This is a genomic window from Candidatus Symbiopectobacterium sp. NZEC151 (assembly GCF_025962655.1).
In the GTDB taxonomy this organism is placed as follows: domain Bacteria; phylum Pseudomonadota; class Gammaproteobacteria; order Enterobacterales; family Enterobacteriaceae; genus Symbiopectobacterium.
This window is the reverse complement of sequence record NZ_JAGFPE010000003.1, coordinates 435,774-462,524: the sequence shown is the minus strand read 5'-3', so window position 1 is coordinate 462,524 and position 26,751 is coordinate 435,774. Positions and strand designations below refer to the sequence as shown.

The 26,751-nt window shown below is 54.5% G+C and carries 26 protein-coding genes; 10 read left to right on the top strand and 16 right to left on the bottom strand.

Going from position 1 to position 26,751, the window contains the following annotated elements; translation table 11 throughout:
- Positions 1–53 precede the first annotated feature (53 nt).
- Positions 54–1,460, top strand: a complete 1,407-nt coding sequence (gene ftsP, locus J5067_RS12850; protein ID WP_264651269.1) for a cell division protein FtsP — start codon at positions 54–56, stop codon at positions 1,458–1,460.
- Positions 1,461–1,502: 42 nt separating this feature from the next.
- On the opposite strand, the gene J5067_RS12845 is transcribed toward ftsP, so the two are convergent.
- Both J5067_RS12845 and J5067_RS12840 read right to left on the bottom strand, forming a co-directional pair.
- Positions 1,503–2,537, bottom strand: coding sequence for an alpha/beta hydrolase (locus J5067_RS12845; protein ID WP_264651268.1), 1,035 nt, complete (start codon positions 2,535–2,537; stop codon positions 1,503–1,505).
- 28 nt (positions 2,538–2,565) lie between these two features.
- Positions 2,566–3,072: a phenolic acid decarboxylase gene (locus J5067_RS12840; RefSeq protein WP_264651267.1), complete on the bottom strand. Its 507-nt coding sequence runs from the start codon at positions 3,070–3,072 to the stop codon at positions 2,566–2,568.
- A gap of 101 nt (positions 3,073–3,173) precedes the next feature.
- On the opposite strand from J5067_RS12840, the gene J5067_RS12835 reads away from it, so the two are divergent.
- Positions 3,174–4,067 (top strand): LysR family transcriptional regulator, encoded by an 894-nt coding sequence (locus J5067_RS12835; RefSeq protein WP_264643887.1) that lies wholly within the window; start codon positions 3,174–3,176, stop codon positions 4,065–4,067.
- Between the two features lie 13 nt (positions 4,068–4,080).
- Here J5067_RS12835 and J5067_RS12830 read toward each other — a convergent pair whose 3' ends face one another.
- Together J5067_RS12830 and J5067_RS12825 are read right to left on the bottom strand one after the other, a co-directional pair.
- Positions 4,081–5,034: a PfkB family carbohydrate kinase gene (locus J5067_RS12830; protein WP_264651266.1), complete on the bottom strand. Its 954-nt coding sequence runs from the start codon at positions 5,032–5,034 to the stop codon at positions 4,081–4,083.
- Entirely contained in the window at positions 5,034–6,434 is a 1,401-nt protein-coding gene (locus J5067_RS12825) for a cytosine permease (RefSeq protein WP_264651265.1), read from the bottom strand. The genes J5067_RS12830 and J5067_RS12825 overlap by 1 nt, the downstream gene beginning before the upstream one ends.
- Positions 6,435–7,213: 779 nt before the next feature.
- Here J5067_RS12825 and J5067_RS12820 point away from each other — a divergent pair.
- On the top strand, positions 7,214–7,951 hold the full coding sequence (locus tag J5067_RS12820) for a GntR family transcriptional regulator (RefSeq protein ID WP_264643890.1): 738 nt from the start codon (positions 7,214–7,216) through the stop codon (positions 7,949–7,951).
- Positions 7,952–8,396: 445 nt separating this feature from the next.
- Here J5067_RS12820 and dkgA read toward each other — a convergent pair whose 3' ends face one another.
- The 6 genes from dkgA to J5067_RS12790 form a co-directional block, all read right to left on the bottom strand.
- Complete coding sequence (gene dkgA / locus J5067_RS12815; protein WP_264651264.1) at positions 8,397–9,242, bottom strand: 2,5-didehydrogluconate reductase DkgA; 846 nt, start codon at positions 9,240–9,242, stop codon at positions 8,397–8,399.
- 252 nt (positions 9,243–9,494) lie between these two features.
- Positions 9,495–10,154, bottom strand: coding sequence for a DedA family protein (locus tag J5067_RS12810; protein ID WP_264643892.1), 660 nt, complete (start codon positions 10,152–10,154; stop codon positions 9,495–9,497).
- Between the two features lie 241 nt (positions 10,155–10,395).
- On the bottom strand, positions 10,396–11,589 hold the full coding sequence (metC, locus tag J5067_RS12805; RefSeq protein WP_264651263.1) for a cystathionine beta-lyase: 1,194 nt from the start codon (positions 11,587–11,589) through the stop codon (positions 10,396–10,398).
- Between the two features lie 192 nt (positions 11,590–11,781).
- Positions 11,782–13,074 (bottom strand): TRAP transporter large permease, encoded by a 1,293-nt coding sequence (locus tag J5067_RS12800; protein WP_264651262.1) that lies wholly within the window; start codon positions 13,072–13,074, stop codon positions 11,782–11,784.
- Positions 13,075–13,089: 15 nt separating this feature from the next.
- Complete coding sequence (locus J5067_RS12795) at positions 13,090–13,596, bottom strand: TRAP transporter small permease (RefSeq protein ID WP_264651261.1); 507 nt, start codon at positions 13,594–13,596, stop codon at positions 13,090–13,092.
- 178 nt (positions 13,597–13,774) lie between these two features.
- Positions 13,775–14,752, bottom strand: a complete 978-nt coding sequence (locus J5067_RS12790) for a TRAP transporter substrate-binding protein (protein WP_264628106.1) — start codon at positions 14,750–14,752, stop codon at positions 13,775–13,777.
- Between the two features lie 571 nt (positions 14,753–15,323).
- Here J5067_RS12790 and exbB point away from each other — a divergent pair.
- The 4 genes from exbB to J5067_RS12770 all read left to right on the top strand — a co-directional run bounded on the left by exbB (position 15,324) and on the right by J5067_RS12770 (position 18,390).
- On the top strand, positions 15,324–16,358 hold the full coding sequence (gene exbB, locus J5067_RS12785; protein WP_264651260.1) for a tol-pal system-associated acyl-CoA thioesterase: 1,035 nt from the start codon (positions 15,324–15,326) through the stop codon (positions 16,356–16,358).
- A 3-nt stretch (positions 16,359–16,361) separates the two neighbouring features.
- A complete protein-coding gene (gene exbD / locus J5067_RS12780) occupies positions 16,362–16,784 on the top strand; it encodes a TonB system transport protein ExbD (protein ID WP_264643897.1) in 423 nt (140 codons plus the stop codon).
- 462 nt (positions 16,785–17,246) lie between these two features.
- A complete protein-coding gene (locus J5067_RS12775) occupies positions 17,247–17,696 on the top strand; it encodes a YhbP family protein (RefSeq protein WP_264643898.1) in 450 nt (149 codons plus the stop codon).
- A gap of 28 nt (positions 17,697–17,724) precedes the next feature.
- Positions 17,725–18,390: an NAD(P)H-binding protein gene (locus J5067_RS12770; protein WP_264651259.1), complete on the top strand. Its 666-nt coding sequence runs from the start codon at positions 17,725–17,727 to the stop codon at positions 18,388–18,390.
- Positions 18,391–18,401: 11 nt separating this feature from the next.
- Here the strand turns inward: J5067_RS12770 and nrdG are convergent, their stop codons facing one another.
- The 3 genes from nrdG to ridA all read right to left on the bottom strand — a co-directional run bounded on the left by nrdG (position 18,402) and on the right by ridA (position 21,987).
- Positions 18,402–18,866, bottom strand: a complete 465-nt coding sequence (nrdG, locus tag J5067_RS12765) for an anaerobic ribonucleoside-triphosphate reductase-activating protein (RefSeq protein WP_264651258.1) — start codon at positions 18,864–18,866, stop codon at positions 18,402–18,404.
- 120 nt (positions 18,867–18,986) lie between these two features.
- The gene (gene nrdD / locus J5067_RS12760; RefSeq protein WP_264643901.1) at positions 18,987–21,125 is read right to left on the bottom strand and encodes an anaerobic ribonucleoside-triphosphate reductase; all 2,139 of its coding nucleotides are present in this window, start codon (positions 21,123–21,125) and stop codon (positions 18,987–18,989) included.
- Positions 21,126–21,600: 475 nt separating this feature from the next.
- Positions 21,601–21,987: a 2-iminobutanoate/2-iminopropanoate deaminase gene (ridA, locus tag J5067_RS12755; protein ID WP_264651257.1), complete on the bottom strand. Its 387-nt coding sequence runs from the start codon at positions 21,985–21,987 to the stop codon at positions 21,601–21,603.
- 20 nt (positions 21,988–22,007) lie between these two features.
- Between ridA and J5067_RS12750 the strand changes: the two genes are divergently transcribed.
- Complete coding sequence (locus tag J5067_RS12750; RefSeq protein ID WP_264651256.1) at positions 22,008–22,130, top strand: hypothetical protein; 123 nt, start codon at positions 22,008–22,010, stop codon at positions 22,128–22,130.
- Here J5067_RS12750 and pyrI read toward each other — a convergent pair.
- Positions 22,127–22,591, bottom strand: a complete 465-nt coding sequence (gene pyrI / locus J5067_RS12745) for an aspartate carbamoyltransferase regulatory subunit (RefSeq protein ID WP_195314358.1) — start codon at positions 22,589–22,591, stop codon at positions 22,127–22,129. The genes J5067_RS12750 and pyrI overlap by 4 nt on opposite strands.
- 14 nt (positions 22,592–22,605) lie before the next feature.
- The gene (gene pyrB / locus J5067_RS12740; RefSeq protein WP_264643904.1) at positions 22,606–23,541 is read right to left on the bottom strand and encodes an aspartate carbamoyltransferase; all 936 of its coding nucleotides are present in this window, start codon (positions 23,539–23,541) and stop codon (positions 22,606–22,608) included.
- Positions 23,542–24,001: 460 nt separating this feature from the next.
- On the opposite strand from pyrB, the gene J5067_RS12735 reads away from it, so the two are divergent.
- Both J5067_RS12735 and J5067_RS12730 read left to right on the top strand, forming a co-directional pair.
- Entirely contained in the window at positions 24,002–24,469 is a 468-nt protein-coding gene (locus tag J5067_RS12735; RefSeq protein WP_264643905.1) for a YhcH/YjgK/YiaL family protein, read from the top strand.
- 234 nt (positions 24,470–24,703) lie between these two features.
- Complete coding sequence (locus J5067_RS12730) at positions 24,704–25,711, top strand: LacI family DNA-binding transcriptional regulator (protein ID WP_264651255.1); 1,008 nt, start codon at positions 24,704–24,706, stop codon at positions 25,709–25,711.
- A 21-nt stretch (positions 25,712–25,732) separates the two neighbouring features.
- Here the strand turns inward: J5067_RS12730 and argF are convergent, their stop codons facing one another.
- Positions 25,733–26,740, bottom strand: coding sequence for an ornithine carbamoyltransferase (gene argF / locus J5067_RS12725; protein WP_264643907.1), 1,008 nt, complete (start codon positions 26,738–26,740; stop codon positions 25,733–25,735).
- Positions 26,741–26,751: the final 11 nt, after the last annotated feature.

Sequence of the window (26,751 nt, the reverse complement as noted above, 5' to 3'; positions counted from 1 at the left end):
GTCCTCTGCGTTGGCGGGCGTACACGGTTGGTTAGCAAGATTACGGAGTTTTTATGTCACTTAGCCGCCGCCAGTTTATTCAGGCATCGGGGCTTATGGTGTGTGCGGGCGGGCTACCTGCGACGGCGCTGGCAAAGGGTAAGCAAAATGCGCTACCTATTCCGCCCCTGCTGGAGTCCCGTCGCGGGCAGCCCGTTTTTTTGACCATGCAGCGTGCTCATTGGTCGTTTTCCGGCGACCGTAAGACCTCCGTGTGGGGCGTCAACGGACGCTACCTCGGCCCGACAGTAAAAGTGTTCAGCGGCGATGACGTTAAACTGATCTACGGCAACCGCTTGAATGAGCCGGTTTCCATGACGGTCAGTGGCTTGCAGGTGCCGGGTCCGTTGATGGGCGGTGCCGGGCGCATGATCTCTCCGGGCACCGACTGGGCCCCCGTGCTGCCGATTCGGCAGGCGGCGGCGACCTGCTGGTATCACGCCAATACGCCGAATCGTATGGCACCGCACGTTTATCAGGGGCTGGCCGGACTTTGGCTGGTGGAAGACAGCACCAGCAAGAGCCTGCCGATTCCCAATCACTACGGCGTGGATGATTTTCCGCTGATTATTCAGGACAAACGCCTGGATAACTTTGGCGTGCCGGTCTACAACCCGCCCAGCAGCGGGGGCTTCGTCGGCGATACGCTGCTGGTGAACGGCGTGCAAGAACCGTTTGTTGAAGTCTCACGCGGTTGGGTGCGCTTGCGTTTGCTGAACGCGTCGAATGCGCGCCGTTACGTGATGCGTCTGAGCGACGGTCGCCCGATGTACCTTATCGCCAGCGATTTGGGCTTTTTACCTCTACCGCTGGCGTTGAATCAGATTTCACTCGCGCCGGGTGAACGCCGTGAAATTCTGATTGATATGTCTCAGGGCGGTGAAGTGACCTTGACGGCGGGCGACGCGGCTACCCTGATGGAACGTCTGCGCGGCTTGTTTGAGCCCTCCAGCATCCTGGTATCAACGCAAATTCTGACCTTAAAACCCACCGGCCTGTTGCCACTGGTGACCAATAATCTTCCCGCCCGCTTGCTGACGGATATTGTGCTGCCCGCGAATATCAGCCGCACGCGAGAGTTCCGTTTGGGCGATAGCCTGCCGGGGATTAACGGTGCGATGTGGGATATGACGCGCACGGATGTACAGACGCAGGAAGGGCGCTGTGAACGCTGGATCGTTCACGCCGATTCACCGCAGCCGTTCCATATTCAGGGGGCGATGTTTCTGGTGCGCAGCATTAACGGCGCGGCTCCTGCTGCCGATCAGAGCGGCTGGAAAGACACGGTGTGGGTGGATGGCGACGCTGAACTGTTGGTTTATTTCACCCAATCGTCATCGGCGTCATTCCCATTCCTCTACTACAGCCACACGCTGGAGATGGCGGATCGTGGTTCCACCGCACAGCTGGTGGTGCAGTAAAACGGCCCTATAAGGGGGCGTAGGCCCCCTTTACGCTTCACATTACAGATTGGCGTTTGGGTTACTTGGTGTTGCTACGGCAGGTGTGGCAGCAGAAACCTTCAGCGTCAGTTTGAACCACTCCACCACGCGATGAATCAGCGGCTCTTGATACCACGGCAAATCGCCGTGATTCGCCCCTTCCAGTAACACATACTCTGCCGGATTTCCGCCCTGCTTTAATGCCTTAAACAACTGAGCACTTTGTACCGGGGAAACCAGCGTATCCGCGCTGCCGTGCAGGATCAGGAACGGCGGTTTTTTGCCGTTAATGTGCCCCATTGGGCTGGCGTTGAGGGCTTTCTTCTCATCCTTGCCGATAGCTGCACCGGGGAAATCGCGGAAGGCCGCACCATGCACCAGCAGCGCTTCTGTCGAGGCTGGCGAACGGTGCACCTCCTGAATATTCTCCGGGAAGCCAGCACCAATATTGAGCAGATTGGAGAGCCCATAGAGGGTGACCACGGCCTGTACATCAGAGGATTGGTTGAGATAATCCCCTTTATCGAAGGATTTTTCACCGTTGGTTACGCCCAGCATTTGCGCCAGATAGCCGCCAGCGGAGTCGCCCAATACGCCGATGCGTTGTGGATCGATGCCATATTCTGCGGCGTGTTCGCGCAGGTAACGCACGGCGGCTTTACCGTCTTGTACCGGTGCAGGAAAGGTGTCTGGCACGGTGCGATATTCTGCGGCGGCAACCACAAAGCCTGCCTGGGCAAGCGCCATGCGCATTTCGATAAATTTCTCATGATCGGCAGAGGTAAAACCACCGCCGGGGAAATAGACAATCGCCGGTTTTGGTGCGGCAGTCCGTGGGATGAGGAATGACATCCTTAACTGACGTACCGCACGTGGGCCTTTGATCTGGCTGTAGATCACATTGCTGATGGTATCAATTTGTCCGCGGGTAGCGGCAATCTGAATGACCTCAGCTCCGGGTGTGTAGCCGGGGAGTTGCTGTGGGGCAGCGTAGGCGGATGTGGCGGCAATGCCTGCCACCATCGCGCCAATCAAGGCAATCTGTTTTATTTTCATGACGTTCCTTAGAGTACTACGGTATCGGTTACTTCAGATTATCAGGAAAATTGGCGGGCAGTTCGCTGGCCGGGCAAGCGATCACGCTCTCGTTATCGGTGCCGCAATCACGCACAAAGGTAATGGTGGCAAACTCGTCGATCACTTCCGTTGGGTAGGCCGGGCCCGCAGCGCGGTAGGCTTCCATGGTAGGGATATGATCGTTTTGGAAGCACACGGTTTTTTGCGGATCGTTGATAACCCAACGGGGGAAGAAGATGGTGCCGTGGAACAGGCGATCGCCCAGATTCACGATCAGGCTGACATCGGTGCCGGTCGGTTCCGTCCAGGAAATTTTATAGACGCTGTGGGCAACGCGAACGATGTGGGCAAACTGATCCTTGACCCAACGGTTAGCGACGATGCCGCTGTGAATGCGGTAATCCAAGGTGTGGTCGTTCTTCACGTAAATCTCATAGTTCCAGCCATTATCGTAGGTATAAACCAGATGTTTGCCGACAAAATCGCTGAGATCGTGCTTATCAAATGTACTCATGGTCCTGCTCCTTTTGTTCTTGATGTCAGGATCATATTGCGTCACTGTATGAATTAATAACGCTGATTTTCCATCTAATTCATCTAAAATGTAGATTGATTATGCACAAGACAACGCTGGAACAATGGTTCTTGCTGGATAAAGTGATTGAGCTGGGCAGCTTTGCGCGTGCGGCACAGGCAACGCATCGCAGCCAGTCTTCGGTAAGCTACAATCTGGCGCTGCTTCAGGAGCGCCTCGGCGTGGCATTGCTGGAGGCTAAAGGACGTAAAGCAGAGATAACCCCTGCCGGCGCGCTGCTGCTGGCGCAGGTCAGGCCGCTGCTCAATGCCTTTCATTATGTGGAAACGCAGGCGGCCACGCTGAAAAAGGGGGTGCGCACGCGTCTTGATCTGGTGGTCGATAACGTATTTCCCCGCGAGACGCTGTTTGCCATCTTGCGTGAATTTCAGCAGTTGCACCCTGATACTCACCTCCACCTGACGGAGATACTGGAGAACCAATCCTGGGACGTTGATGCCGATGTGGCGGTACTGACGCGGCGTGAAGACATGATGGGACGGGGAGAATGGCTGATGAACATCGATTTTGTTGCCGTGGCGCACCGCGATCACCCGTTGCATCAACTGCCTGCGCCGTTACGTGAAGAGACGCTGTTGCGCTATCCGCTGGTGCGGATCGCTTCCCGTGAAAACAGCATGCCCTTGGCGGTAACGGCGGCCACTGAATATTGGACGTTCTCCACCGTCGAATCGGCGATTGAAGCGGTGATGCATCAGGTCGGTTATGGCTGGTTACCGGAAGAGTGGATTACCGCACCGCTGGCGTCGGGCATGTTAAAAACGCTGGCGTTAGGGCACGGCACGCGCCGTGCCACGCCGCTGCACCTGATTGTCCGGCGGGCGTTGGCACCGCTGGATGAACAGGTGAAAACTCTGCTGACCCTGTTTCGGCGCGCCAGCCGCGGTACGCCCCAAACGGGGCGTACCGAATAAGCGTGCTGGCGGCTTAGCGCGTGGGGAAGGCGGGCAGCGGAGCGGCGTCGGGGAAATAGTCGTCTAGCGTATTCCAGTCGGGAGGCTGTGACGAGCCTTGAACGGCAACCATGCAGGCGGCAACGCGATTAGCCAAATCGACCGCCTGCGTCAGCGGCCAGCCCGCAGAAAGGCCCGCCAGCAACCCGCTACAGTGCGCATCGCCCGCACCAATGCTGTCTACCACTGTGACCGGATACGGCGCCACGGCTTGCGGCGCGGCGTCCGGTGGGCAAATCCATGCCCCTTCCTTATCCAGTCGACAAATTAACGTGAGTCCGCTGCGCGCGGCGTACTGCTGTGCCAGCGCGATGATATCGCCTTCGCCCAGCAGGTGCCGCGCCTCGTCACGGTTTAGCGTCAATAGCGTGCGACTGCCAAACAGCGCAGTGATAAAGCCGGGCGGGATACCCGGTAAGCGAGGGCCGAAATCGATCAGCTTTTGCTGGGGTTGCGCCAGAACCCAGGCGCGCAGGGCGGCACCGCCAGTACCAAACAACTCGTAGCCATTCACATAAATCAGCGTATCGGCGGTGGGTTGCAGGTGGTGCAGCATGGAAGTGGTGATGTGGGCCTCACAGCCAGTGATACTGATAAACGTGCGTTCGCCGCCCGGCTCCGCCAGCGCCAAGCACCAGCCATTGTCCATATCGGTATGGCGCATCAGCACCGGCAGATGCAGTGCTTTCATGGCGGTTTCCACCGCATTACCCCAGGTGCCGTTGCCCACCGGCATGCCGTTGAGCACCGACGCGCCAAGGCGGGTGAGTGCGCGCGCTACGTTAAAGGCACAACCGCCGATTTGCAGCCCGTTGTCTTTGGCTTCCACGTCTTCGCCACTGAGCGGCATGCGTGGAACGCCCAGCAGCATATCGCCGCAAGCACCGCCGATCACCAGCACGGGTTGGAGCGTTTTCTCTTCATGCATTAGTGGTTCTCCTTGGGCTGTAGCATGACATAGAGGCCATACGTCACGCCGCTGACGCCGAAGGAGAGGAACAGCCCAAGGCTGGAGTTTTCAAAGATACCGGTTGCCCACGGGCCATCGATAAAGCCAGTCCTGGTCACCATCAGCCCGGCAAACGCGCCCAACAGCCAGCACAGTAACGGCACCCAGCGTATGCCGCTATTCTTGCCATTGACGGCAAACAGCGCATCGTTATCGTAGCCGTGGTGCTGGCGCAGGCAGATATAGTCCAGAATAAACACCGCAGACCACGGGCCGAGAAACAGACCACAAAAGATCAGAAACGAGATAAACGGCGAAAGAAAATCCTGCGAGACAAACAGGACGTAGACAGCAACGCCCACCACCAGCACGGCATCCAGAGAAACCGCCACCGACTGGCGCAGTTTTACGCCGATAGCCAGCAGGTTCAGGCTGGCGGAATAGAGGCTGAGCACCGCGATAGTAACGATACCCGCCGTGGCAGTCAGCAGGTAGGGCACTGACATCCACGGCGGCAACACCGTCCCGATAAGCGCGATAGGGTTAGCCGAACTGGTTAACTCCGGTAGCTGGGCGGACAGTAAAATGCCTGCCAGCATCAGCAGAACGAGCGGTAACGCCGAGCCGCCGACCACGGCAAAAAAGACGCTACCGCGCGTCGTCGTGGGGCTTTGATAGCGGCTGTAGTCCGCCCCGGCGATGGCCCAGCCAACCCCGGTGCCTGCCGCAATCACGGATACTGCGGGCAGGAAGCCTGTCAGCCAACTGCCGGAAGGCATCGCCAGCACCACTCCCCACGGGGTGTTGAACAAGATATACGCGACGACGATAAGCGTCATGGTGCCGAAGATTTTGGTGATCCAGCTTTGCATCAGGATCAGGGTGTTTTGCCCCAGAATACTCACCACAATGGTCAGGCCGCCAAACAGGATCAGGCAGATGGCGGTCAGCGTGGGGCTGCTGGTAAAACCGATGGCTTCAAACAGGGCTACCAGCGTCAGCGTGCCGGTGGTCAGGTTGACGGCTTCCCAGCCCATCAGGGTAAACCAGCCAAAAGCCGTAGGGGCGATATTGCCCTTCAGGCCAAACACCGCACGCGACAAGGTCAATGTGGCGGTGCGGCCTGTTTGCCCGGCAAACGAGGTGTATCCGACCAGTGCGAAGCTGGCGACGCCCACAATGGCGGCGAGCAGCGACTGAATAAACGATAATCCGAACGAGACGATAATGGCACCATAAACGATGCCAAGAATACCAATATTCGCAGCACACCAAATCCAGAACAGTTCTAACGGTTTTCCTGTGCGCTCCGCAGCAGGAACAATATCAATTCCTGTATTTTCAACTTGCCAAGTCTTATTCTGCTGTGTTTCACCCATGACGGCGGCTCCTTGTTGGCCTTAATGAAGCGGGTGGCGGAAAGGGCAGGCATGCAGTGATGATTGATAACGGCAGCCATGCCGAAGAGAGTCCGATGTTAAAACATAGCAGCGGAACGGCAGGACAGACAGTAATTTAATGCGTTTGTTGAGCTGTGGTGTGAGGAGTGCGCGTGGCGCTGGTGAGGAAAAAATAAAGGGGCTGCCAAAATAGAATGACCGCCCCTTTTCTCAGTTCATGCGTGGGTGAAACGAGTGATACCGAGTGACAAAATAAAACGACTGTTAAAGGTGTTGTTATGTGCCTAAGGTGTCTGGCACTAAGTACTGCTTATTGCTGTGTGTTGTCTTTATGCCATTTCATGTTAATGGGCTGTATTTCTAATGATATTCTTCACTGCACGACATTTTTGCTACGTATTTTCCTGGTATTGCTAAAAGTCCTTTCGTATGCCATTGAAACAACGGCTGGCATACCTGCTCAGTTCACATTTTCTGCTCTGAGCGCTGTTCTCATCGCACGATCTACTTAAATAACAAGGACATTATTGTGATCTGTGTCGTGAGACGCTACTTTGTGGTCAACTAAATGACCCCCTGGTGTTGGCACGTCTGTATTTAATGTATACAATCCACAGTACAAAATCAAGTCCAATTAAATGCCATTGAGATACCAATACCAGTCCTGAGTCTTGTCTCGTGGTAATGTGCCCCTGCCATGCTGACACCTGTCGGGGGGATGCTACCCGTGGCGCAAAAAAACACTATAAGGCCGTACTATGCAGGAGCTATTTCGTTGGGTCAGGCACACACTTGAGCAACCCTCTACAGCACCGCGCTATATGCAATTAGCGATGGTTTTGGAGCAAGGCATCAACCAGAACAAAGCGCTGGCAGGGCAATTCTTTCCCGCTGAACGCGCGATTGCGCAGCAGTTGGACATTTCTCGCGTTACGGTCTCTCGCGCTTTGGCGTTGTTGGAAGAAAAGGGATTGATTGTTCGCCAGCAGGGCGTCGGAACGCGTATCAGCCAGCACCTTGACTATTCGCTGGATGACGAAGAAGCCGGGTTCACCAAGCTGGTGTTGCAATCCGGAGGTGTTGCCGGTAATCGCTGGCTGGAGCGTACCACCACGCTGTTGCCGGACGAGGTTGCTAACAGCGTTCCTGCCTTGAAAGGTGAGCGGGTGACCAAACTACGGCGAGTGCGGTTGATCAACGGTGAACCTGTGTCGCTGGAAACCACATGGATCCCGCTGGCGCTGTTGCCCGCACCGGAGATTCTGGAGCACTCGCTCTATCAATACTGGGCGGAGCGTGGGATTCTCCCGGCGAAAAAGAAGGTGCGCATCAAGGCGATTGCCTGTCAGGCTGAAACCGCGCGTTTGTTAAACATTCAGCCAGGCATGCCGCTGCTGTTTTATCGCCAGCATACCTACAATGGGCAAAATGGTTTGCTCGAATATTGTGAAATTTACTGTCGCAGTGATATCTACGAAATACAGATATCGGATTGAAGCCGTATTTCAGCCAGCCTCATTGCCGTTGAGGCTGACTGTCTCGTCAGATTATTGACAACCGTCGCGAGCCTGGCAGCGTACCCACTCTGCTGAGCCCTCGTCCGGACCTGTTGCCGGGTCGTTGAAATACATCCGATCGTTGCCTATGTGCGCGTTAACGCCTGCGGTAAGGCTCAATATGCTCGCCAAGAGCAGATATTTGATTGCATTTTTCATCGGTAACATCTCCATCATTCATAGGGTTTTGGGTATTACACGAACGCCTGAACTGCGCCATGAAGCATGGAGTAGGGCTTATACCCGATCAACGGATGCGGAGTGGTTGTTTGGTTTCTGTTAACGTTGGGGAAAATTCTGATTGTTATTTGATAGGAATCTTCGGGGGAAAGGCGAGTGCCATGGAAAAAAAGAATTTCCGCCACCGGCAGTGGCGGAAGCGCGTTTAATCTTTGGTGGGAAACGTGGTGCGTGGCACATCCGGGTCTGGTCCCAGCCGTTTACCCGCATCCAGCTTGGCGATCTCGCCCAGTTCGTCTTTGTCGAGACGGAAATCAAACACATCGAAATTTTCTCGGATGCGCGTCGGGGTAACGGATTTGGGGATCACCACCAGACCAGAATCCAGGTGCCAGCGGATCACAATCTGTGCGGGCGTTTTGCCGTATTTCAGCGCGAGCTGACGGATCAGCGGTTGCTCGAATACCCCTTCTCCCCCTTGTGCCAGCGGACTCCACGACTCGGTTTGAATCTGGTGCGTGGCATTCCAGGCGTGTAATTGGCGCTGCTGGAACAGAGGGTGTAGCTCAACCTGATTAATGACTGGGAATACGCCGGTTTCTGCTTTAAGGCGTTGTAGATGGTGTGGATGAAAATTGCTCACGCCAATGCTTTTTACCAGCCCCTGCTCCTGCAAACGCAGCAGGCCGCGCCAGGCGTCAACATAGGTATCCTGATCCGGCACTGGCCAGTGGATCAGATAGAGATCGACAAAATCCAGCCGCAGCTTTTGCAAGCTCTCTTCCAGCGCTTTTTGCGGATCGGACTGATCGGTATTCCACAGTTTGGTGGTGATAAACAGCTGATCGCGGGGCAGCGTGCTGGACCGTAACGCCTCTCCGACGCCTGCTTCATTTTTGTAAATCGCGGCGGTATCAATGGCCCGGTAGCCGGTGTGTAGCGCATCGGTCACCGCGGCCACTGTTTGTTCGTGTGTCGCTTGCCACACGCCCAGGCCGAGCTGCGGCATGATGTTGCCGTCGGCCAGTTTGATCATGGGTTGCGTCGTCATGTCATTCTCCTTTATTCGAGAATCCTCCCTGCCGAGGTCGGCAAGGGCTCGGTTAGTGTTCAGCCACCGGATACGGTGATGAATGGTATCCCTTCAACCCTGTTCGTAATGGACAGGACATGTCGGTTAAGTCTAGCCGAAAATAGCAGCAAAGCGGTGAGGAGAGGTAACGGTACCTGCTTTTCTTGCACGTAACATCAAGAAAATCAGAGGGTAGCGGGTACCGTTGAAAGAGCCTGGAGAGGTCCTGCGTTAGGCGGCGGAGCGCCTTCTGTGCCACAACATCACCAGCATGCCAATCAATCCACTGATCAGTAACACAATGGGAAGAATGATCAGGGCGGTCATGACCTGGTCTTCATAACGCTTGACCAGGGGTACATGGCTAATGGCATAGCCCAGTGTGACAATACCAAACACCCACAGGAAACCGCTCAGCCAGTTAAATATCTGAAAACGCAGGCTGTTGAGGCCAGAAATGCCTGCCATGGTTGGCAACAGGGTGCGGATAAAGGCCAGGAAGCGGCCCACTAACAATGCCACCAGCCCATGACGATGGAACATATGGTAGGCGCGTTGGTGATAGTGTGCTGGCAGTTGCAGCAGCCACCCTTTTACGAGGCGTGTATCCCCTAGCCAGCGACCTTGCAGGTAACTGAGCCAACAGCCGAGACTGGCCGCGATGGTAAGCAGTAACATGGTGGGCACGAAGCTCATCACGCCTTTGGCGATCATGGCCCCAGTGAGCAGTAGCAGACTGTCACCCGGCAGAAACGATGCCGGCAGCAAGCCATTTTCCAGAAATAAGGTCGTGAAAAGAATGCCGTAGATAACCCAGATAACATTGGGGTCGGCCAACGCACTGAAATCTTGCTGCCACAGCGCCTGAATGATGTCGTGAACCACACTCATATTACTTCCTGCCAGGTGTAGGGGCCCAAAGTACAACCCTGCTCGCACAAACGTCGAACGGATCAATCTGTGTCGCTAAGCAATAGCGTAGGGCCAAGATCTTAGTGTCGCCAATACGAACACCTTTCGGCGACAGACATAAGCTCTGTTATTCGTGTAAAGCGGTTTTTTTGTCTTACTTATTCCGTTCATCATACACGCTTTACACACACCACCGCAGCCATATCAAGGGATATCGCCGTCACACTTTGTGAATTCTGTTGAATCCGGCTGTCAAATCATCGATCAGATCATCACAGTCTTCAAGCCCGATATGTAACCGAATAAGTGTGCCGGTGAAATCGATGCCGCCAGCGGGACGAATCGAGGCCAGATCCTCCGGCTGATTCGCCAGGATCAGGGATTCGAAACCGCCCCAGGAATAGGCCATGCTGAAATGCGCAAAATTGTCCAGATAGTCGGACAGTTGCTCCTTGCTCAGCTTTTGCTTTAGCACAAAGGAGAACAATCCGTTACATCCGGTGAAATCACGGAGATAAAACTCATGCCCTTTACAGCTCGGTAGCGCCGGGTGGTTGACGACCGCCACTTCTGGCCGTTCAGCGAGCCAGTGGGCGATGCGCAGGCTGCTCTCCTGATGCTGCTTGAGGCGAACCCCGAGGGTGCGCAGACCGCGGCTGGCGACGTAAGCGGTGTCGGCATCGACCATCTGCCCCATCAGATAGGAGTGCTCACGCAACTGATCCCAGCAGCGAGCGTTGGCAACGGCGGTGCCCAGCATGGCATCGGAGTGGCCGACAATATATTTGGTCCCGGACTGCACGGAGATATCGATATCGAACTCAAGCGCTTTGAACAGAATGCCCGCCGCCCAGGTGTTATCCATGATGATCACGATATCGGGGTTAACGCGGCGCACTGCGCTGACGATGGCTGGCACATCGTGCACTTCCATGGTGATGGAACCGGGAGATTCGAGGAACACCACTTTGGTGTTTTCCTGAATCAGGTCAGCAATACCCGCACCGATAAGCGGATCAAAGTAGCGGGTAGAGACATTGAATTTGCTCAGCACGTTATCGCAGAACGCCTGGGTCGGTTCGTAGACGGAACCGGTCACCAGCACATGATCACCGCTTGAAACAAAGGAGAGGATCGCATTAGAGATTGCCGCTGCGCCGCACGGATAGAGCGCACAGCCCGCGCCGCCTTCCAGCTCCGTCATCGCTTCCTGCAATGAGAAGTGGGTCAGGGTGCCGCGACGTCCGTAAAACAGGCCCCCTTTGGCCCGGTTGAGGGTGGCCTGTTTCTTGTCGGCAACCGTCTCAAAAATCAGCGATGAGGCGCGTTGGATAACGCTGTTGACCGATCCCTGAGTGTATTTTTTGCTGCGTCCTGCTGAGACCAGCGTCGTTGCTGTTTTCTTGCTGCTCATGTCTGTTTCACCAAAGAGAATGGAAGCGGTTACGTTAGCATGGTGTGAAGAAGAGAGGGATTGCGTTTTTTTCATCTGGGAGAAAAACGGTCAGAGTCACTGTTTTTGAGGAGGCAGAAATGATGTCATGCTGGAGAAAGCAGGGAAGTGCCAGCCCGTCTCGCACGAAGGGCTGGCGGAATTGAGGCGGCGTTACCCGGTATGAACGCCGAAAAGCTTGGGCAGCCACAGGGAAATGGCGGGAATATAGGTGACCAGCATCAAGACGAAGAATAGGCCGCAGTAGAAGGGCACCATCGCCTTCACCACCTGCTCTATTTTCTGTTTGCTCACGGCACTGGCGACAAATAACACAGAGCCAACTGGCGGTGTGATCAAACCAATCCCCAGGTTAACCAGCATGATCATGCCGAAATGCACCGGATCGACCCCGAGTGAAATGGCGACAGGTAACAGTACCGGCGTCAGGATCAGGATCAGCGGGGCCATATCCATCAGCGTGCCGACCAACAGCAACATGATGTTGATCCACATCAGAATGACGTACTTGTTATCCGAGATAGACGTGAAGAATTCGGTAATGCGACTCGGTAACTGCATGTAGGTCATGATGGCACCGAAAGCCGCAGCAAAACCGATCAGGATCATCACGATGGTGACGGTTTTTACCGTGCGGTACATCAGCTTCGGCAGCTCCGCCCAGGTGTAGTCTCTGTAGATAAACATGGTGACGAAGAAGGACCACACGCAGGCGATAGCCGCAGATTCGGTGGCGGTGAAGATCCCCGAAAGAATCCCGCCCATGATGATGACCACGGTCATCAGGCCCCACAGCGTATCAACAAAGATTTTAAGCGCCTGTTTGAAAGGCACCCGCTCGCCTTTGGGATAGCCGCGTTTATGGGCAAAGCCCACGCACATCACCATAATGGTAAAGCTCAGCAGCAGGCCTGGCATGATACCGGCGATAAACAGTGAGGCGATGGATACCGTGCCACCTGTGGCCAGCGAGTAGATGACCGAGTTATGGCTAGGCGGCGTGAGGATGGCCTGTACCGAACCGCTGGCGGTCACGGCGGCGGCAAAATCACGCGGATACCCTTTTTTCTCCATTTCAGGAATCATCACTGAGCCGATGGAGGCGGTGTCGGCAACCGAGGAACCTGAGATGGCACCAAAGAAGGTGGAGGCCACAATGTTCACCAGCGACAGGCCGCCACGAATAAAGCCAACAAAAATATAGGCGAAGTTCACCAACCGGCGGGCAATACCGCCTTCCGCCATGATGGCACCGGCCAGAATAAAGAACGGAATGGCTAACAGGGAGAATTTGTTCACCCCATTGGTTATCTGGATCATCACCGCTTCAAGCGGCAGATCGATCCAGAACGCACCGACAATGGCGCTAAGACCCACGGCGTAGGCCACGGGTACGCCAACGGCGAGCAGCACCGCCAGCGCGGCAACTAAAATAAATGCATCCATGGTAATGCCTCCGGATTAAGCGCTGCCCAGCATCACGACAGGACGTTTATCCTGCGGACCAAAGCATATTCTTTCGACAATAAACAGCAGTGTGATCAAAGAGCCGATCGGCAGCGGCAGATAGGTCTCGCCGGCTGTCAGTATCGGAAACTCAGCCACGGGCTGTTCCCACAGTTCGATGCAAAGTTGCGTGCTGTAATAGAGGATAAATCCGCTGATCAGTAGCATCAGCATGTTGGTAAGAAAACTGCACACGCGCTTGCCGCTCTCAGGCAGACGATCGGTCACCATGCTCACGGCAATATGCGAACAGGCGCGGTAACTGACGGCGGCACCGACAAAGGTAAAGGTTACCATGCAGATAATGGCAACCGGCTCCGGCCAGGAGAGTGCGGAGTTCAAGACATAGCGTGCGAAAATGCCAACCGGAATGATCAGTGTCATGACCAATAACGTTAGCCCGGAAACCCACATGGCAATCAGATAGAGAATATCCATTGCAGAAATATAAATACGACCCATTGCTTCCACCTGTACCACCCTGCGCCATTATCCTGTGCCATTATTGGGATATCGTCCGCGCCTTTAGCCCATGACAAAACTCAGACTGTGCAACGTAATAATGTCTGCCGGGGTAACTTATGCTATTAGGGATAATGGGCGGGCCAGTGCTAAACCAGCCCGCATTATTAACGGTAGACTATTTCACGTCTGCCACAGCCTTGATCAGATCCTGGTATTTCGCACCAAACTGATCGCGTACCGGTTGTGTCGCTTTGTAATAGTAATCGGTATCAATGTCGTAGAAATTCACGCCGCCGGCCTTCATTTTATCCAATGACTGCTGGTTATAGGCATTCCACAATTCACGCTGTTCCATTTGCGCTTCTTTGGCTAATTTAAGAATCAATTCCTGTTGATCTTTAGTGAGTTTATCCCATTTGGTTTTTGAATAGAGGAACAGCTCAGGAATAATAAAATGACGGCTCCAGGTAAAGTTTTTGGCGACCGGCATGTAGTTGTGCGCGACGAAGGTGGGCGGATTGTTTTCCGTGCCATCGATGACACCGGTTTGCATACCGCTGAACACTTCACTGGTTCCCATGGCGATAGAGTTCGCTCCCATGGCTTTCAGCGTGGCCAGCGCGACCGGGCTGCTCTGTACCCGAATCTTCATGCCTTTGAGGTCTTCCGGTTTGGCGACCGGGGCTTTGGTGATCAGGTTGCGCGTACCGGCATCCATCCAGCCAAGGAACACCAGCTTGGATTTACTGTTATTGGTAATCTTGTCACCAATTTCCTGACCAATTTTCCCGTCCAGCACTTTGTGCATATGATCTTCATCACGGAAAATATAGGGCAGGGTAAACACTTCGATTTCTGGCAAAATGGCAGCAACCGGGGTCATGGAGACGCGAATAATATCGATGGCACCCAGTTGCGCCTGCTCAATCATTTGCTTCTCATCGCCTAATACCCCGCCTGGAAAGGTTTTTATTTCCAGTTTTCCATCCGTGGCGGCCTTTAATTTCTCTCCCATTTTTTGTACGGCTACCACATTGGGATAGCCTTCGGGGTGAACATCGGATGCTTTGATTTGCAATGCGCTGGCTGAATAACTCATAAACAGCGTGGCGGAGCTTAGGCAGATGCCTATCAGTGTTTTGGATAGCTTCATTCGGGTCTCCAGAAGTCTCGAGGATATATTCGTGGTACGACTATTATTGTTCTATAAATAAAACCCGGTGCGTAATGAAGAGAATTAGAAAATTAAGTCAAAATAATTTCCCCTCATATTCAAGGGTAAACTAACCTATTATACCACTTTGCGGAATGACTCGTATCACAAAAGCGCAATATAGGTAACTGAATGAAACAATTGATGGTAATTGATTTCTTACGTGTCATTTGAATGTCTATAGTATTGTTTTTAGTGCCATTAATTATTTCTGATAAGGTCTTTCCTGTAAGACAACTTATCGATGTTTACTCAACAATGGTGTAATAACTCAAAGTCGATCACAGAACGCGACTTTTGTTGTTCCTGGGCTGGCAAATTGGCAGACCCGCGAAGGCGTCATGCCAAATCAGTGTTTCACCTTATGGATATTAGGGTTTTTTGTGCTCAAAAAGCATAAATACTAATGAGAACTACTATCAATTCGTGCTCAGTTTGATATCATTTCCCGTCGATTCGTTGCACTATTCATTGGTGTTGTACTATTCATTGGTATAGGTGGAGGCACAGCGTGAAAACGGCTGTCGGTCATATTTTTTCCCAGGCATTGCCCGCCTGGCTTACACAACGCGGCGCGTTCAGCGCATTTTCCCGTAGCATGTTGACGGCTCTGGTTTTAACGGCGGGGCTGGTCACGTCAGCAGGACTAAGTGGAAATGCGTTTGCGGCACCGGCCTCTACGCCTGTTGCCAACGCCGCTGCCGCCAGCGCACCACAGGCTGCCGCTACGGCATCGACGCCTTTGGCGGCTGAATCCGCTGTCGCAGGGGCTGCTGCGGTGCCTGCATCGCCGTTGGCTCTGCCGCAAGGCAGTGCAGGCAATATCATGAAAACCGATCTTTCCGTCTGGGGCATGTATCAGCATGCGGATCTGGTGGTGAAATCCGTGATGATCGGTTTGCTGCTAGCTTCCGTGATTACCTGGGCGATCTTCTTTGGTAAAAGCGTCGAACTGCTGGGTGCCAAACGTCGCCTGCGTCGCGAATACGCGGCGTTGGAACAGGCACGCACCTTAGATGACGCTGCGGATGTCGTTGAGGCCTTCAAAGCCGACAGCACCGCGGCGATATTGCTGGCCGATGCGCAAAATGAATTAACCCTTTCTGCCCGTTCTGATGACAATAATGGCATCAAAGAGCGTACCGCTTTCCGTCTGGAGCGCCGCGTGGCGGCTGCCGGTCGCCATATGGGGCGCGGTAACGGCTATTTGGCAACGGTCGGGGCGGTGGCACCCTTCGTCGGGCTGTTCGGTACGGTCTGGGGCATCATGAACAGCTTTATCGGCATCGCACAAACGCAAACCACCAATCTGGCCGTGGTCGCGCCGGGGATCGCCGAGGCCCTGTTGGCCACCGCGGTTGGTCTGGTCGCCGCCATCCCGGCGGTGGTGATTTATAACGTGTTCGCTCGCGGGATTGGCAGCTATAAAGCGCTGATGGGTGATGTGGCGGCACAGGTGCTGCTGCTGGTGAGCCGCGATTTGGATGTGGCCGCGAGTAACGGTAACCGTTTGACCGCAGCTAATCAAAAACTGCGGGTGGGTTAAGTTATGGCGATGCATTTGCACGATGATACGAGCAGTGACAACGAGATGCATGACATCAACGTCACGCCGTTCATTGACGTGATGCTGGTGCTGTTGATCATCTTTATGGTGGCAGCGCCGCTGGCGACCGTCGATATTCGTGTCGACTTGCCGGCATCCACTGCGGTGCCGCAACCCCGTCCGGAAAAGCCGGTCTATTTGACGGTGAAAGCGGACAAACAGCTGTATGTGGGTGATATTGCGGTGAGCGAGACCGGGCTCACCACGCTGTTGGATGAACAAACGAGTGCCAACAAAGAGACCACCATCTTCTTCCAGGCAGATAAAACCGTGGACTATGAAACCATGATGCGAGTTATGGATACCTTGCGTAAGGCGGGCTATCTGAAAGTCGGATTAGTGGGTATGGAGTCAGCGGGTAAATAATTGCCTGTACCGTCCCGCACTTCTGGCGGGACGGCCTGTCACCCTGTGCGCTCAGGTAAAACGCGTATATTGCTCCTGTGCGTCCGGTGTCCCCGTATAATCCTACCAACGTCAAACTCTCCCCCCAGCGCATCGTGTAAAGTGTGCCGTCGGCAACCAGCATCCGTCATGCACGATTTCACACGGGCTTTTTATCCTGAATACACGGCCTACGCTTTCGGCATCGATGACGCTGCCTGTTTGCATCACCGCACGGTGTAATGGTTACAACAGGTTGATTTTTCATCGTCATGACGCATTATGAGAGGCTATGAGTTACTTATCGAACCACGATAAGGTTTTACCGTGCAATCATGCATGGCACAGGGAATATAGCGGTGGAATCGGTAATGCGTAATATTCTGATTTTTGTTTTAACGTGCGCGGGTGTGTGATGCGTGTCATAGCACCAGGAGAAGCCTGATGAGCAAAGGAAATGAGCTGTCTATTATTTCCCGCTATATGAAAAAGCTGCATGTGTTGACGTTATGCGTAGGGGGAAATTCGGAATTATGGTGTGCGAGCTGCTTCTATACTTATGACGAAAATGAGGTCGCCTTCTACATCATGACAGAAACCTCGACGCGCCACGGTGAAATGATGCTGCGCTACCCGGAGGTTGCCGGGACCATTGCGGGCCAACCCAAAACCGTCATGCTGATCAAAGGCGTTCAGTTCAGCGGTCAGGCAATATCACTTCAGGGCGAAGACGCCGTGGCGGCCCGTGAGCGCTACACGCAGCGTTTTCCCATCGCCCGAGGGGCCACCTCACCCGTTTGGCGCTTGCGAGTTGATATCTTGAAGATGACGGACAATACATTGGGGTTTGGCACCAAACGCTATTGGTACCGCGATGAACAAAACGACGGATAACTGAATGAATCTGGCAACAGGAGGAGCCATGAGTCGAGTATTGCTGCTAGGCGCGACAGGATTAATTGGGCAGGAACTGCTGAAGCTGCTGCAAGCCAATAGCCGGGTAGAGGTTATCTATGCGCCCACGCGCAGGCCGCTGCCCACGCAGGACAAACTGGTCAATCCTTGTCATGAGGATGTGCGCGTTGCGCTGGCGCAATGGCATGAGCCGGTCGATATTGTGTTTTGCTGCCTGGGAACCACGCGCAAACAGGCAGGCAGCAAGCAAGCGTTTCGCTTTGTTGACTATACGCTGGTGGTCGACAGTGCCGCGCAGGCCAAGGCGCTGGGCGCCACACACCTGCTCACGGTGAGCGCCATGAGCGCCAATGCGACGTCACCGTTTTTCTATTCGCGCACCAAAGGTGAGATGGAAGCGGCGCTACGTCAGCAAGGATGGCGGCATTTGACGCTGGTACGCCCTTCACTGCTGTTGGGCGAGCGGGCAACGCGACGGCCGCTGGAACACTTTTCCGCTCCGCTGCTCAAGTGGCTGCCTGCTAAATGGCGAGCGATCGAAGGTAAAGCGGTGGCGAGGGCACTGATGAATCACGCCTTTTCACCGGAGCCAAAAGCCAGTGTGACGGTGCTCGAAGCCGAGGAACTGCGCGCCTGGGGCAGTCCGCCGCTTGCGCCGGATCTGCTCAGTTAAGCCTGCGACTGTCACCGCAAACGGTGGATGACCTGATTGCTGCTGCCACGCCAGATTAACGCAGGATCCTTGAGATCCTGTACAAATTTTCCGTCCACCAACACGTTGATGAGCGCCACGACCCGTTGTTGCTCGGGCGTGAGTTCAGCCAGCAGGTAGCCGGTCCACATCCAGATATCTTTTCCGGGGCATTCGGCGCGAATGCGCTCCACCAGGCGCAGCACGTCCGGTACGTTTTGCGGATGGAGCGGATCGCCACCGGAAAGCGTCAAGCCCTGGCGCGGAATCTGCGTATCCTGTAAATCGGCAATGATCTGGTCTTCCAGCGCCTGAGTAAACAGCTGGCCGGAATTGAGCCGCCAGGTGCTTTTGTTGTAGCAACCTGGGCATTGATGCACGCAACCGGAAACAAACAGCGTACAGCGCGTGCCGGGCCCGTTGACCACGTCAACCGGGTAATACTGATGATAATTCATGGTATGGCATTGTTTGCTGGGTAATGGTTTGTTGAATAGACGAGATCCGGCGTCCGTTGACGCCGGTAAACGTGCAAAGCTGGCCGCATCCCTGCGGCCGTCAGGCACGGCGTGGGCTGGTTAGCCCAGTTGACCATTGCCGAGGTGCTTGATCCGGCGTTTAACCTCTTCCTGCTTCCCGGCGTTGAACGGACGTGCATCCGGGCTGCCCAGATAGCCGCACACCCGGCGCGTCACGGATACGCGCGCGGAGTCGTGATTGCCGCATTTCGGACAGGTAAAGCCTTTGCTGGTGCACTCAAACTCACCGGTGAAGCCGCACTCGTAACACTCATCGATCGGCGTATTGGTGCCGTAATAGGGCACACGGCTGTAGCTGTAATCCCAGACGTCTTCCAGCGCTTTGAGGTTATGTTGCAGGTTCGGGTACTCGCCGTAGCAAATGAAGCCCCCGTTTGCCAGCGGCGGGTAGGGCATCTCAAAATCGATCTTCTGGTAAGGATTCACCTTCTTCTCCACGTCCAGGTGGAAGCTGTTGGTGTAGTAACCTTTATCCGTTACGCCCGGTACCACGCCAAATTCAGCGGTGTCGATACGGCAGAAACGGTCACACAGGTTTTCACTCGGCGTACTGTAAAGGCTGAAACCGTAACCCGTTTCCTCTTTCCACTGCTCGGTTGCCGCTTTCAGGCGCGCGACGATGGCGACCGCCTTTTCACGCAGTTGTTCATTGTCGAACACGTGTGTCTGGTTGCCGAACAGGGCGTTAACGGTTTCATGAACCCCGATATAGCCCAGTGAAATAGACGCCCGGCCGTTTTTGAAGATTTCAGCGACGTTGTCGTCCGCTTTCAGACGTACGCCGCAGGCTCCTTCCATATACAGGATCGGTGCAACGCGAGCTTTGACGTTTTCCAAACGAGCGATACGCGTCATCAGCGCTTTTTTCGCCAGTTGCAGACGATTATCCAGCAGGTTCCAGAAGCGCTCTTCGTTGTGCTCGGCCTCCAGCGCGATGCGTGGCAGGTTGAGGCTGATTACCCCGAGGTTGTTACGGCCATCGTGGATCTGCTTGCCCTCTTCCTCATACACCCCGAGGAAGCTGCGGCAGCCCATTGGCGTTTTAAACGAGCCGGTAACCTTAACCACCTGATCGTAGTTGAGGATATCCGGGTACATCCGCTTGCTGGCGCAATCCAGTGCCAGTTGCTTGATGTCATAGTTCGGATCGGCAGCCTTGTGATTGACACCGTCGCGGATAGCAAACACCAGTTTGGGGAACACCGCGGTTTTACGGTTTTTGCCCAGGCCGGCAATGCGGTTGCGCAGGATGGACTGCTGAATCAGGCGCGATTCCCAACTGATACCTAGGCCGAAACCAAAGGTGACAAACGGCGTTTGACCATTGGCGGTGTGCAGCGTATTGACTTCATATTCCAGCGACTGGAAAGCGTCGTAGCACTCTTTTTCGGTACGAGACAGCGCATAGGCGTCTGCATCGGGAATGTGCCACTCATCGGCGGTTTCCCGGTGCTTTTTATGGCTGGCGGTAACGAACGGTGCCAGAATCTCATCGATACGGTTAATGGTGGTGCCGCCGTAAATGTGGCTTGCGACCTGCGCGATGATTTGGGCGGTCACGGCCGTGGCGGTTGAGATGGATTTCGGCGGCTCAATCTCCGCATTACCCATCTTGAACCCTTTGGTCAACATGCCTTCCAGATCGATCAGCATACAGTTGAACATCGGGAAGAACGGGGAGTAGTCCAGATCGTGGTAGTGAATTTCACCGCGCTCATGGGCAAGCACCACGTCGCGCGGCAGGATATGCTGCTTGGCATAGTGCTTGGCAACGATCCCGGCCAGCAGGTCGCGCTGGGTGGGGATCACTTTACTGTCTTTGTTGGCGTTCTCGTTGAGCAGGGCCATGTTGCTCTGTTCAACCAGACCGCGAATTTCCTGATTCAAACGGCCACGCTGTTCGCGGGCGACATCACGATCGTGACGGTACTCAATGTAGGTACGTGCAAGCTGTTTATACTGGCCAGACATCAGCAGGTTTTCGACGGCGTCCTGGATATCACGGATATCGACACGTGCTTTCCCTTGCATTTGTTGAGCGACCGCACAGGCCACGGTTGCACAGTAATCTGTATCATCAACTCCTGCCGCATGCGCAGCACGTTCGACCGCCTGCTTGATGAGCATCTCATCAAAAGGCACCTGGCAACCGTCCCGTTTAATCACTACTGGTTTCAACGTTCGTTCCTCAGAGTTGTCCACAAGCGGAATCCGCAGCGGACAAGGGCTGCGGGGGGTTGTGGATGATATTGTGGATAAGTACTACATGTAGTGTCTGTAATTATGATAGACACTATATGTAGTTTTGGGTGAAAAGAAATTCGCGATTTATTGACCTGGAACAAAGAATTTCGAGCAGCGTAGAAAGGGTGTGCAATGCCGTTGAGCGAAATAAAAATAATGTATTGATTTGATTAGTAGTTTTTTATCTCTGCGCCATAAGGCAAATTACGAACAAAAAAGCATAATAAACGTAGGGAAATAACAATAACACCCACCTCTGTCATTCCCGCGCATGCGGGAATCTCCTACAGAGTAAACGTGTTCCTTCTGCCAGAGATCCCCGGCTTACGCCGAGGATGACGAAAAGTAAAGTGGCTTTGTTAGCAATCTCAAGGGGCAACGATGTTACCCCGTGCTACAGCGCTTGCGCTTAGCGGCGTACCGCGATGGCTTCGATTTCGATCTTCACATCTTTCGGCAGACGCGCCACTTCTACGCAGGAGCGCGCCGGGAACGGAGCCTGATGCAGAGTAAAGAAGGCTTCGTAAGTGGCGTTAACGGTGGCAAAGTCTTGCAGGTCTTTCACAAAAACCGTAGTTTTCACGATGTCGCCGACTTTCAGGCCTGCCGCTTCCACAATGGCCTGCACGTTTTCAAGAGACTGGCGCGTTTGTGCGACGATGTCCTCGGCAATCAGGCCGCTTTTCGGGTTTACCGGAATCTGACCGGAAGTGATGATCATGCTGCCCAGATCGACACCTTGTACATAAGGGCCGATAGCGGCTGGGGCGTGTTCCGTACTGATGCTACGTGACATGGCTTCTCCTGGATTTCGACATGGCTATTTTCGACGGGACAATTCCCACCGGGCCTGCGCCGGGCGGGAGACAGCTTACCATTATTCAGAAAAGCGCGGCGCAGGCAATGGTATTGATGAACCAGCGCCGCACAGTGGCTTAGCGGTCGGCCAGCACGGCCTGGCGTTCAAACTCTTTCTCGCAGTATTTGCACTTGAGGTGTGCATCGCCATCGCGTTGCTTGACGCTGAACGAGGACGTGACCGGCTCACTGCGGCTGATGCAGTTGCTGTTCGGGCAGGTCAGCACGCCATCAATACGTTCCGGCAGGCTGGGCACCAGTTTGCGTACCACCGCGTAGTCATCAATCTGGTTTACCGTGGCCTGCGGGGCGTAGATCGCCAACTGGTTGGCCTGTTGCTCTGTCAGGAAGATGTTTTCAATCTTGATCAGATCCTTGCGCCCCAGATGGTTGGAGGGCAGGTTCAGCCCGATGGTGATGCGCTGGTCGGTGGCGGTCAGCTTGAACAGCGTCAGCAGCTTGAAGCCCACCTGCGCCGGGATATGGTCGATAACGGTGCCGCGTTTGATGGCTTCAACCTGTAATTTGTTATCCTGAGTCATGATGCTTTCCCCTCTCACAGAACCAGTTCGCGATTTAATACCAGCGCCAGCAGCGCCTGACGTGCAAAGATGCCGTTGCCTGCCTGTTGGAAGTAATAGGCGTAAGGCGTGCTGTCGACATCCGTCGTTATCTCATCCACGCGCGGCAGCGGATGCAGTACTTTCAGGTTGTCGCGGGCTGTTTCCAGATCGGCGGCGCGCAGCACAAACTGCGATTTGATATTGATGTATTCGGACGGGTCCAGCCGCTCTTTCTGTACGCGGGTCATGTACAGAATATCCAGCTCCGACACCACCTCTTCAATGCTGGTGTGCAGACTGTAGGTGATGTTCTTCTCTTCCAGCATCGCCAGAATGTAATCCGGCATCGCCAGTGCGTCGGGCGCGATAAAGTAGAAGCGGTTGCCGTCGAATTTCGCCAGCGCCTGCGTCAGGGAGTGCACGGTGCGACCGTATTTCAGGTCACCGACCATGGCGATATTGATGTTATTCAAGCGTCCCTGGGTTTCCTGAATGGTGAACAGGTCGAGCAGGGTTTGCGTCGGGTGCTGGTTGGCACCGTCTCCGGCGTTGAGCACCGGAATGCCACCGGAGAACTCGGTGGCAAGACGCGCTGCGCCTTCCTGCGGATGGCGCATCACGATGGCATCGACATAGTGGCCGATAACCGAAATGGTATCTGCCAGCGTCTCGCCCTTCTTGCCGAGTGACGTGTTATTGCTGTCAGCAAAACCGACCACGGAGGCCCCCAGACGGTGCATCGCGGTCTCAAAAGAGAGCCGGGTGCGCGTCGAGGCCTCAAAGAAACAGCTGGCGATCACTTTATGTTTTAACAACTCCGGCTGCGGTTTGGCCTTCAGGCTAGCGGCTACCTGCAACGCCAGCTCCAAATCTTCGCGGGTGAGGTCGTTAATCGAGATGATGTGTTTTTGATAAAGCGGATTGACCATGTTTGCTTTTCTCCCAACGGTTAGCCCTGAAACATTTTTCTCTCGTCCTACCGCTGTCGGCCGACGAGGTTCGCCCGGTATAACAGGCAAAAAAAAGCCCCTTCAACGAGGGGCTTTTTTTAAACGATCGGTGATTGCCGGAAAAGAGGCGGCGCGCTGACGAAAAAAGGGGTCAGCAGCGTGATAAATACAGCATGTGGTGAGGCAAGCGCACATGGTTCCTCCTGGCAAATTGTGGCGCATTATACGCGCGAGATTTGCTATTTCAAGCGCTAATTTATGCGCAATAGTCGCATTTTTAGGCATTGGCAATCGGTTGCTTAGAGAAAACCTTACGCGTTCGACCAATGAAAATAAAGGGGATAGGTAGCACTTTTGCCACTGTAGACTAGCGAGAATGCCTATGGCGGAGTATAAAGTTCGCTAAAACGACGTTTTACTTTTCACGAGAGGATTTACTATGATCACCGGGAATATCCACCAGCTTGAATTGGTTCCTTATCTGCCTGCCAAACTGCGCGACGCGATCGAGTACGTAAAAGCCAATATTACGGCTGATACCCCGCTGGGCAAGCACGATGTCGATGGCAACAACGTATTTGTGCTGGTTTCCAATGACAGCACTGAAGCGTTTGAACAACGTCGCGCTGAATACCATGCCAAATATCTGGATATTCAGATTGTGCTCAACGGCGTTGAAGGCATGACTTTCAGCAACCTGCCGGCAGGCACGCCTGACACCGACTGGTTGGCGGATAAAGACATCGCGTTTTTGTCTGCCGGTGAGCAGGAAAAAACCTTTGTCATGCAACCGGGTGATTTTGTTGTCTTCTTCCCAGGCGAAGTCCACAAGCCGCTGTGTGCTGTGGGTGAACCTGCACGCGTGCGCAAAGCCGTCGTGAAGATCGACGCGTCACTGGTGCTGTAATCTTGCTACCGCGCGCGACGCCGAGGACGTTCGGTGCCGCGCACGGTGCGTCATCGGGATAATTGATCCCCCTTCATATATTCATCCATAATCACCTATATAAATATCGTCCCGTTCAGTGATGCCGCGGTTTGTGCTTATCGCGTAATGAGGGGAGCGCGGTTGTGCTGCCTCCTTACTGACAGTTGATGATGGCCTCGCCGTGACTGCGCGCGCCCTAAGGAAGGAGTAAAAATGGTTACGATACAGGATGTGGCGAAAAAGGCGGGCGTCTCTAAAGCGACGGTATCTCGCGTACTTAACGGCAAAAACGTGGTACGTGAAGATATGCGGCAGCGCGTGTTTCGCGCCATCGAGGAAACCGGATTCAGTCCAAACCTGCTGGCCCGCCAGCTCGCCACCCGCAAAACCAACTCGATTGGTTTGGTGATCACCAACTCTCTGTATCAGGGACCGTTTTTTTCCGAAATGACCTATCAGGCGGCGTCATGCAGTGAAAAGCATCAGCGCCAGCTGATTCTGGCGGATGGTAAAAACAGCGCGCAGGACGAGCGCAATGCCATCGGCATGCTGCTGGCACTGCGTTGTGAAGCCATTATTGTCTATCCCAAATTCTTATCGGCAGAAGCGCTGGAAACGCTGATCGAGCAGCATGAGACGCCGATCATCGTGATTAACCGTAAGCTGCCTCATCATCAAAATCACGCGGTCTATATCGAGCATTACCACAGCAGCCAACTGATGACGCAATATCTGCTCGATCAGGGGCATAGGCGCATCGCTTTTATTGCCGGGCTGCCCGGTTCCCCGTCAGGTGAACAGCGGCTTGCCGGGTTCCTTGATACGTTAAAGGCGGCGGGCATCGCACATGATGAGGCGCTACGTCTGGAAGGGGACTGGACGCCGGAAAGCGGCTATCGCGCCGCCCAAACGCTGTTGGCGCGCAATGTGGACGTCACCTGTGTGCTGGCGGCCAATGATGATATGGCGATTGGCGCAGCCAAGGTGTTTCTCGATGCCGGAAAACGGGTGCCGCAGGATATGTCGTTGGCGGGGTTTGATGACATGCTGATTGGGCGCTACTTTTCTCCCGCCTTAACCACGGTGCATGTGCCGATTGCTGCCATGATTCAGGATGCGATTGGTCGCCTGGTGGCGGCGTCAGAAGGCGATGCCATGCCGATCCCGCCTTGCCAACATCAAGGACGTTTGGTTATCCGAGACTCCGTCGCCAGGCGCTGAGCATGGCGCGGAGTGCGGCCCTTATTCCTGACCGAGCGTGGCAACCATCACCGCTTTGATGGTGTGCATGCGGTTTTCTGCCTGATCGAACACAATGCTGTGTGCCGATTCAAACACCTCATCGGTCACTTCCATGCCGCCGTGCAAACCGTACTGCTCGGCCATTTGCTTGCCGATGGTGGTGTGATCGTCATGGAACGCGGGCAGACAGTGCAAGAATTTCACCTGCGGGTTACCGGTGGCGGCGAGCATCGCCATATTGACCTGATAGGGTTTGAGCAGCGCAATCCGCTCCTGCCACACCTCTTTGGCTTCTCCCATGGAAACCCACACGTCGGTGTAGATGAAATCCGCACCGGCCACGCCTGCGGCGATATCTTCCGTCAGCGTGATTTTTCCGCCGGTCATCTCGGCAGCAGCGCGGCACTCGGCCACCAGATTGGCATCGGGCCAGCAGGCTTTGGGCGCGACCAGCCGCAGATCCAAACCGGTTAACGCAGCGGCTTCCAGCATGGTGTTGCCCATGTTGTTGCGCGCATCGCCCGCGTAGACCAGCGTCATGTCGCTAAAGGCGCGCTCAGGCAGATGCTCCTGCATGGTCAGTAAATCCGCCAGCAGTTGTGTCGGGTGAAACTCGTTTGTCAGCCCGTTCCATACCGGAACACCGGCGTACTCGGCCAGCGTTTCCACCAGCGCCTGGCCGTAACCACGGTATTGGATGCCGTCATAAATTCTGCCCAGCACGCGGGCGGTATCCTTCATTGACTCTTTATGACCGATCTGGCTGCCGCTTGGGCCGAGATACGTGACGCGCGCTCCCTGATCGTATGCAGCAACTTCGAAAGAGCAACGAGTACGGGTCGAATCTTTTTCGAAGATGAGTGCGATGTTTTTATTTTGCAGGTAGCGTTTTTCGGTGCCGTTCTTTTTGCCGGCTTTCAGTTGGGCAGATAAGGTTAACAGTACGCCGATCTCAGCGGGGGAAAAATCCATTAATCTTAAGAAGTGACGCTGGTGAAACGAGTTCATTGTAGTTATCT